This is a genomic window from Prevotella conceptionensis 9403948 (assembly GCF_000312305.1).
In the GTDB taxonomy this organism is placed as follows: domain Bacteria; phylum Bacteroidota; class Bacteroidia; order Bacteroidales; family Bacteroidaceae; genus Prevotella; species Prevotella conceptionensis.
Window position 1 is genome coordinate 1 of the sequence record NZ_HE999531.1, and the last position, 621, is coordinate 621.

The 621-nt window shown below is 50.2% G+C and carries 1 protein-coding gene and 1 pseudogene; both read left to right on the forward strand.

Annotated elements, in window-relative coordinates; genetic code table 11:
* Nucleotides 1-552: ParA family protein (locus BN93_RS16125; RefSeq protein ID WP_019189294.1), on the forward strand; the 552-nt coding region annotated here is incomplete at its 5' end.
* Nucleotides 536-621, forward strand: a pseudogene (locus BN93_RS18900) (DUF3408 domain-containing protein); the annotation flags it as partial. The gene BN93_RS16125 and the pseudogene BN93_RS18900, both read left to right, overlap by 17 nt.

Sequence of the window (621 nt, forward strand, 5' to 3'; positions counted from 1 at the left end):
TTGCAAAAGCCCACGTACACCATCCTTTGTGCCACGGCAGAGGCAGCCGTGGATACGGTCAGGGAATATCTGGAAACGCACGAGCCGGATACGGATTTCGTCTTTTTTGACCTGCCCGGAACCATCAACAATGACGGTGTGCTGACCACCCTCTCCGGTATGGATTATATTTTCACACCCATCTCCGCCGACCGTATATCCTTGGAAAGCACGCTGAGCTTTTCAGCCATCATCAAGGAGGCGATAACCGACAATACAGACACTGCCAACAAAGGGATTTACCTATTTTGGAACATGGTGGATGGCAGAGAGAAAACACCCCTCTATGCGATGTATGAAAAGGTCATTGCCGAGTTGGGACTTCCTGTCTTGAAGACGGCAGTCCCCAATACGACCCGCTATAAAAAGGAGGTAATGGAGGAGGGTACGACCCTCTTCCGTTCAACCATCTTTCCCGCCTCCCGCATGCTGCTTAGAGGCAGTCGTCTGAAAGAGCTTGTGGAGGAAATCTTGTCCATCGTAAAACCTGAAGCATATGGCAGGAAAGAATAAAGGGGCGATAGATCCCGTCGCTATCCGGGAACTGATTTCACAGGGTATCCCGATGAAAAAGAAAGAGAG